This is a genomic window from Nocardioides sp. (assembly GCF_024509035.1).
Classification (GTDB): domain Bacteria; phylum Actinomycetota; class Actinomycetes; order Propionibacteriales; family Nocardioidaceae; genus Nocardioides.
In genome coordinates this window covers 1-6,500 of the sequence record NZ_JANINT010000126.1, presented here as the reverse complement: position 1 = coordinate 6,500, position 6,500 = coordinate 1, and the positions used below count along the sequence as shown (strand labels likewise).

Here is a 6,500-nt window from a genome sequence, read left to right as displayed (position 1 = left end):
GGCCGCGAGAAGGAGCAGCGGGCCGCGCAGGCCACATTCGCGAAGAAGCTGCGCGGCACCACCCAGGACGGGGCCCACGGGATGGCCTCGTTCCTGGTGCGCGCCGACATCGCGACGATCGACGTGATCGACGCGGCCGTGACCGCGCGCGCCGCCAGGCTCGAGGCCGTGGCCAAGGATCAGCCGGAGGCGGCGCACCTGGCCACCGAGGACCAGCGGCGGGTGCACGCGTTCTTGCTGCTGGTCACCGGCGCCGCCGACGACACCGACATCGCCGACCTGCTGCCCCGGGTGGAGCTGTTCGTGCACACCTACGCCGGCCCCGACGCCGAAGGCATCGCCCGCGTGGAGGGCCACGGAGCGGTCACCAACGAATGGGTCCGCGAGATGTTGAGTCCGCGGGCGAAGTTCACGATCCGCCCGGTGCTCGATCTGGCCGGTCAGGCGCCGGTGGATGCCTGGGAGATCCCGGATCGACATCGGCGGGCCGTGCATCTGATGACGCCGGCCGACATCTTCCCCTACGCCTCCAGCACCTCCCGATCGATGGAGATCGACCACACCAAACCGCACGCCCAAGGCGGTGTCAGCGGCATCGGCAACTACGGCCCGATGTCCAAGCGACATCACAGAGTCAAAACGCACGGGCGATGGCAGGTCCGACAACCCTTCCCCGGGATCCTCGTCTGGCGCGACCCCCACGGCGCGTTCTACCTCGTCGACCACACCGGCACCCGCCGGATCCCCAGCACGCCCCGAGCTGCCTCCCGTGCTGAGACCCCGCGGAAGCCCTTGGTAGCCGAGCTCTATCAACCACCCATCGACATCGAGATCCACCCCGACTACCGACGAGCGTCCTGACGCACCCCATCTTCCTTGAGGGGTGGTCGTGCGACAGTCGGTACATGACAGCCCTGGGTATCGCCGTTCTCCTGGCGGTGGCGGCGGTCGTCATCGCGCTCATAGCCCTGACCGCGGTGGGCCAGCGGCGACGAGGTGGCGGGCTCGCTGTTGCTGCCATCGCGGGCGTCTTCTTCCCGGTGGCCTGGGTCGCCTGGTACGTGCGGGACATGTTGCAGGGATCGACGTCCTGACTCGGGTTCCCGGTCCGCTCACCCGATGAGCTCACCCGGTCCAGGGCGCGTCGTGGATGCGCTGGATCATGCCGGCCGCGTGGTACTCAGGCATGAAGTGCCTCACCACGTCGGCGTTCACCGTGCCGTAGGTGGTCGCCGGTCGGTGCTTCTGCCCCTCGAAGTACGCCCGCGGGAACTCGGACTTGAAGTCGTCGCGCGGGTGCCGCGCGACGACCTGCTCGACGAGCCTCGGGTCCAGCGCATCGAGACCGACGCCGACGACGTCGGTGAGCACGCCGAGGTTCGTCGCGGCGATGAGCGGCGTCATCCGCGAGGGGATCTCCGGCGTGGTGTGCAGCGCGATCGCCTGCCAGACCGCGTCGGCGGATCCGTCGTCGAACCCATGCTCGAGGACGAACCTCCGTGCCTTGTCCGCGCCGTCGATCTCGAACCGCTGCGCCGGCTCCGCGAACGGCGCCACCAGGCCGGTGTCGTGGAAGATCGACGCCAGGTAGAGCAGGTCTGAGTCCACCTCGAGGTGACGCGCGGCGGCGTGCAGGGAGCCGAAGAAGAACACCCGCCTCGAGTGGTGGAACAGCATCGGTGACAGCGTCGCCTCGACCAGGCGCGTGGCCTGCGTCGCTGCGGCCGACTGCGGAACGGCGATGCCGGCGATGAGCTCGTCCATGGCGGTCACGGCCCGACGTGGTAGCGGCTGGTGATGGCGACGCGGTTGAAGGCGTTCATGACGATCGTGAGCCACGAGACGGCTGAGACCTGGTCCGCGGTGAGGACCTCCGCAGCAGCGGCGTAGTCGGCGTCGCTGACGTGGCCGTCGGGGACGAGGGTGATCGCCTCGGCCAGGCCCAGGGCGGCACGGTCGGTCTCGGAGAAGTACGCCGACTCCGTCCAGGCCGGCAGCACAGCGATCCGGTCGGGGCTCTCGCCCTTGGCGAGGGCGTCGCGCGTGTGCATGCGCAGGCAGAAGGCGCAGCCGTTGATCTGCGAGGTCCGGATGCGGATCAGCTCGACCAGGAGCGGGTCGACGCCGGCAGCAGTGGCGTCCTGGTCGGCCTGCATGGACAGCGAGATGAGGGTCTTGTAGGCGGCCGGGTGCCGGTCACCGATGTTGGTGCGGGTCATGGTTCCTCTCGAATCTGTGAGTGGGTGGGTGGTTCACGAAGCCATGGGCAGTCGACGTGGCGGAGGGGCAGAGGCCTCCTCGAAGGCGGAGCGCGGTGCACGGATCTCGTGCAGCTCGATGGCGTCACGACCCCAGGCGAGGTTGCTGAGCCAGCCGGCCGCGACCCGCCACGTCCGTTCCCAGCTGGGAATGGCCAGGACGTGGTAGCCCCGGTGCATCAGCCAAGCGGGGAAGCCTGTGACCACGATCGGACCGGACTGGAAGACGCCGTCCCCGAGCCCGAGGGTCGCGACCGAGCCGAGGTTGTGGTGGCGGTAGTTCTCGGGAGTGCCTCCACGCAGCGCACGGACGATGTTCTTCGCGAGAAGCTTCCCCTGTCGCACCGCGTGCTGGGCGTTCGGGACGGTCGTCCCCGGCTCGGTCGGCGTCGCACCGACGCCGGCTCCGGTCAGGTCCGGGACAGCGGCGTCGTCGCCTGCAGCCCACGCGCCGTCGTAGATCCGGTCGGGCGTGCCGACACGCAGGTCAGGGCGGACCGACACCCGGCCCCTGGCGTCGATCGGCAGGTCGGTGTGCCGGGTGACCAGCGGGTTCGCGACGACCCCGGCCGTCCACACCAGCAGCTCGGTCTCCAGGACCTGGCCGTCGGACAGGACGACGCGGCCGTCGACGGCCGAGTCGACCTGGGTGTGGAGGTGGACGAAGGCACCTCGCTCCGCGAGGTGGTGGCGCACCCAGGTGCTGGTGCGCTCGGAGACCTCAGGGAGGACGCGACCCGTCGCCTCGATGAGGTGGAAGTGCGTGTCGGCCATGGTCAGCTCGGGATAGCGCTCGAGGAGGGCGGTGGTCATCGACCTCAGCTCGCCGAAGGCCTCGATGCCGGCGAAGCCTCCGCCCACGAAGACGACCGTCAGCAACCGGTCCCGGGCCGGTCCCGGAGGCGTGGACGCCGCCTTCTCGAGGTTGCCGATCAGGGTGTCGCGGACATAGACGGCTTCCTCGATGGTCTTGAAGCCGATGGCGGCCCGCGCGACGCCCGGGACGGGGAAGGTCCGGGTGACGGCACCGGCGGTCAGCACCACCGTGTCGTACGCCAGGCTGTCCGGAGTCCCGTCGGCATGCTCGAGGGTGATCCTCTTGTGCGCGTGGTCGACGAAGGTCACCCGTCCGGCGACGATCCGGGTGCGCTTCAGGTGGCGGCGGTAGGAAACGGCGACGTGGCGTGCCTCGACCGAGCCGGCCGCGAGCTCGGGAAGGAACGGCTGGTAGGTCATGTAGGAGCGGGGATCGATCAGGATGACCTCCGCTTCGTTGCGACGCAGGTGCTTCTCGAGCTTCCAGGCGGCGTAGAAGCCGGCGTACCCGCCGCCGACGATGACGATCCGGTGCATGACGCTTCTCCTTCCTGGTGGACGGACGGGCTCGTCCGTCCACCAGCGAGTCTGCGAAGCGACCGCGGCGAACCTCGAAGAAGTGGGACGAACTGGCTCGGAACGTCCCATCGGGGAAGCGCAGGGGGTCATCTGCGCTGCTAGATTCGAGCGATGGTCCAGGAGCGGATCACCACCGCGCGTCCGCGGCCCTCAGCCACGGTGGCCGAGACGCGGCGCAAGGTCCTCGATGCTACGGGCGAGCTGATCGACCGCGTCAGCTACCGGTCGGTGACGGTCGATGCCGTCGCGCGGGCGTCGGGGATCAGCAAGTCCACGATCTACCGCCACTGGCCGTCTCGCGAGGTGTTGGTGCTCGAGGCCTACACGCGCAAGACGAACCGATCGACCGTCGTACCCGACACGGGTGATGCGCTGCGGGACCTGCGCCAGTACGTCATGGCGCTCGTGGCCTGCCTCGGTCCGACGGACCACGCCGCGACGACGGTCAGCGGCCTCATCGCGGACAGCCTGGCGGACGAGGAGTTCGCAGGCCTGTACCGCAGCACGCTGCTGCGAGAGCGTCGGCACCTGTTCCTGGCGATCCTCGTCCGCGGGCAGCAACGGGGTCAGGTGCGGGCTGACCTGGACCTGGAGACGACCGTCGACGCGATCTACGGAGCCATCCATCATCGATTCCTGGTCAGCGGTCAGCCCACGGACATCGCGTTCGTCAACGGCCTCATCGATCTGGTCGCGAGGGGGCTTCCGGCGTCCGGATGAGATGACCGACCGGGCCTTTGGTCCCGGGACTTCGGGACTCTGATCCCGGGGTCGCACGGGGCAGAGTGCCCGAGGGTGGGCGCACGGCCCGCGGTGCGCACGCGGTCCGGATGACCTCGAGACCGGACCACTCGAAGGAGCGCTGTCGCGTGCCTGCCCGACCCACCCTGCCCTCTGACCCGACCAACGACCGGCTTCCTGGAGCGGGTGCCCTGCTGGCGGCCCGGCGGTTCTTCACCAAGGAGGACGTGGGCGACCACGGCCGCACCCTCCACCAGATCGACGAGGCGGGCTGGGACTCCTTCTACCGGGACCGCTGGAGCTACGACAAGGTCGTGCGCTCCACCCACGGGGTCAACTGCACCGGCTCCTGCTCGTGGAACGTGTTCGTCAAGGACGAGCTGATCACCTGGGAGCACCAAGCCGTCGACTACCCGACGACCGGCCCCGACAGCCCGGACTACGAGCCACGCGGGTGCCCGCGCGGAGCATCGTTCTCCTGGTACGAGTACTCGCCCTCCCGGGTGCGCCACCCCTACGTGCGCGGATCGCTCATCACGATGTTCCGGGCCAACGTCAAGCGCCTCGGCGACCCGGTGGCGGCCTGGGCCGACATCGTCGAGACCCCCGAGAAGGCCCTCGCCTACAAGGGGCAGCGCGGCCGCGGCGGCTTCGTGCGCGCCAGCTGGGACGAGGCGACCACGATGGTCGCCGCGGCCCACGTCTACACGACCAAGACCTTCGGCCCCGACCGGGTCGTGGGCTTCTCGCCGATCCCGGCGATGTCGATGGCCTCGTTCGCCGCCGGCACCCGCTACCACGCGCTGCTGGGCGGCACGCTGCTGTCCTTCTACGACTGGTACGCCGACCTGCCGGTCGCCTCGCCGCAGATCTGGGGCGACCAGACCGACGTCCCCGAGGCCGGTGACTGGTGGAACTCCACCTACCTGGTGATGTGGGGCTCGAACATCCCCGTCACCCGCACGCCCGACGCCCACTTCCTCGCCGAGGCCCGCTACCGCGGCACCAAGGTCGTCGCGGTCAGCCCCGACTACGCCGACAACGTGAAGTTCGCCGACGACTGGCTGGCCCCGCACCCCGGCACCGACGGCGCGCTCGCGATGGCGATGGGCCACGTGGTGCTGACCGAGTTCTTCCGCGACCGCCAGGTGCCGTACTTCACCGACTACGTCCGCTCCTACACCGACCTGCCGTTCCTCGTCGCGCTGCGCGACCTCGGCGACGGCGCCTGGACCCCCGACCGCTTCGTCACCGCCGCCGACCTGGGCGACCAGGAGACCGGCGCCCAGCACAAGACCGTGCTCATCGACGACACCACCGGCGACCCGGTCGTCCCCAACGGCTCGCTCGGCTTCCGCTACGGCCCCGAGGGCGCCGGACGGTGGAACCTCGACCTCGGCGACGTCGTCCCGGCGCTCGGTCTCGAGGGCCACCACGACGCCGTCGTCCCCGTCGACCTCCCGCGGTTCGACACCGGGGAGACCGAGGGCGGCACCACCATGCGGCGCGGCGTCCCGGTCACCACGGTGGCCGGCCTGACCGTGACCAGCGTCTTCGACCTGCTGATGGCGACGTACGGCGTGCGCCGCACGGTCGACGGCGCTGACCTGCCCGGCGACTGGGCGAGCGGGTACGACGACGCCGACGCGCCCAACACCCCCGCCTGGGCCGAGCGGATCACCGGGGTCCCGGCCGAGCTGACCGCCCGGATCGCCCGCGAGTTCGCCCGCAACGCCGAGCGCAGCCAGGGCCGCTCGATGATCGCCCTGGGCGCGGGCACCAACCAGTGGTTCCACTCCGACATGACCTACCGGGCGTTCATCGCGTTGGTGACCCTCACCGGCTGCCAGGGCGTCAACGGTGGCGGCTGGGCCCACTACGTGGGCCAGGAGAAGGCCCGTCCGATCACCGGGCAGCAGCACATGTCGTTCGCCTTCGACTGGCAGCGGCCGATGCGGCACCAGGCGAGCACGCCGTTCTGGTACCTCCACACCGACCAGTGGCGCTACGAGCGCGTGGGCGTCAACGAGCTGGCCTCGCCGCTCGGCGAAGGCCGACTCGCGGGGATGACGTTCGCCGACACCGTCGCCGCGGCCCAGCGGATGG

The 6,500-nt window shown here is 70.2% G+C and carries 6 protein-coding genes and 1 pseudogene; 4 read left to right on the top strand and 3 right to left on the bottom strand.

Annotated features, from left to right (window positions below):
• A pseudogene (locus Q0L15_RS10495) lies at nucleotides 1–861 on the top strand (hypothetical protein); the annotation flags it as partial.
• A gap of 44 nt (nucleotides 862–905) precedes the next feature.
• On the top strand, nucleotides 906–1,094 hold the full coding sequence (locus Q0L15_RS10490) for a hypothetical protein (RefSeq protein WP_296604185.1): 189 nt from the start codon (nucleotides 906–908) through the stop codon (nucleotides 1,092–1,094).
• A 31-nt stretch (nucleotides 1,095–1,125) separates the two neighbouring features.
• On the opposite strand, the gene Q0L15_RS10485 is transcribed toward Q0L15_RS10490, so the two are convergent.
• The 3 genes from Q0L15_RS10485 to Q0L15_RS10475 are packed head-to-tail and all read right to left on the bottom strand — an operon-like array spanning nucleotide 1,126 to nucleotide 3,611.
• Complete coding sequence (locus tag Q0L15_RS10485) at nucleotides 1,126–1,764, bottom strand: HD domain-containing protein (protein WP_296604187.1); 639 nt, start codon at nucleotides 1,762–1,764, stop codon at nucleotides 1,126–1,128.
• Nucleotides 1,765–1,769: 5 nt separating this feature from the next.
• A complete protein-coding gene (locus Q0L15_RS10480; RefSeq protein ID WP_296604183.1) occupies nucleotides 1,770–2,219 on the bottom strand; it encodes a carboxymuconolactone decarboxylase family protein in 450 nt (149 codons plus the stop codon).
• Between the two features lie 33 nt (nucleotides 2,220–2,252).
• Nucleotides 2,253–3,611: an NAD(P)/FAD-dependent oxidoreductase gene (locus tag Q0L15_RS10475; protein WP_296604182.1), complete on the bottom strand. Its 1,359-nt coding sequence runs from the start codon at nucleotides 3,609–3,611 to the stop codon at nucleotides 2,253–2,255.
• Nucleotides 3,612–3,764: 153 nt separating this feature from the next.
• Here Q0L15_RS10475 and Q0L15_RS10470 point away from each other — a divergent pair, with 153 nt between their 5' ends.
• Nucleotides 3,765–4,373 carry a TetR/AcrR family transcriptional regulator gene (locus tag Q0L15_RS10470; RefSeq protein WP_296604180.1) on the top strand — a complete coding sequence of 203 codons (609 nt, stop codon included), beginning with the start codon at nucleotides 3,765–3,767 and terminating at the stop codon, nucleotides 4,371–4,373.
• Between the two features lie 149 nt (nucleotides 4,374–4,522).
• The coding region (locus tag Q0L15_RS10465; protein ID WP_296604178.1) for a molybdopterin-dependent oxidoreductase at nucleotides 4,523–6,500 on the top strand (1,978 nt) is incomplete at its 3' end.

Bases quoted from the DNA above. Each gene is read 5' to 3' on its own strand.
- Q0L15_RS10480 (WP_296604183.1), bottom strand. From the start codon at position 2,219: ATGACCCGCACCAACATCGGTGACCGGCACCCGGCCGCCTACAAGACC.
- Q0L15_RS10485 (WP_296604187.1), bottom strand. From the start codon at position 1,764: ATGGACGAGCTCATCGCCGGCATCGCCGTTCCGCAGTCGGCCGCAGCG.
- Q0L15_RS10490 (WP_296604185.1), top strand. From the start codon at position 906: ATGACAGCCCTGGGTATCGCCGTTCTCCTGGCGGTGGCGGCGGTCGTC.
- Q0L15_RS10475 (WP_296604182.1), bottom strand. From the start codon at position 3,611: ATGCACCGGATCGTCATCGTCGGCGGCGGGTACGCCGGCTTCTACGCC.
- Q0L15_RS10470 (WP_296604180.1), top strand. From the start codon at position 3,765: ATGGTCCAGGAGCGGATCACCACCGCGCGTCCGCGGCCCTCAGCCACG.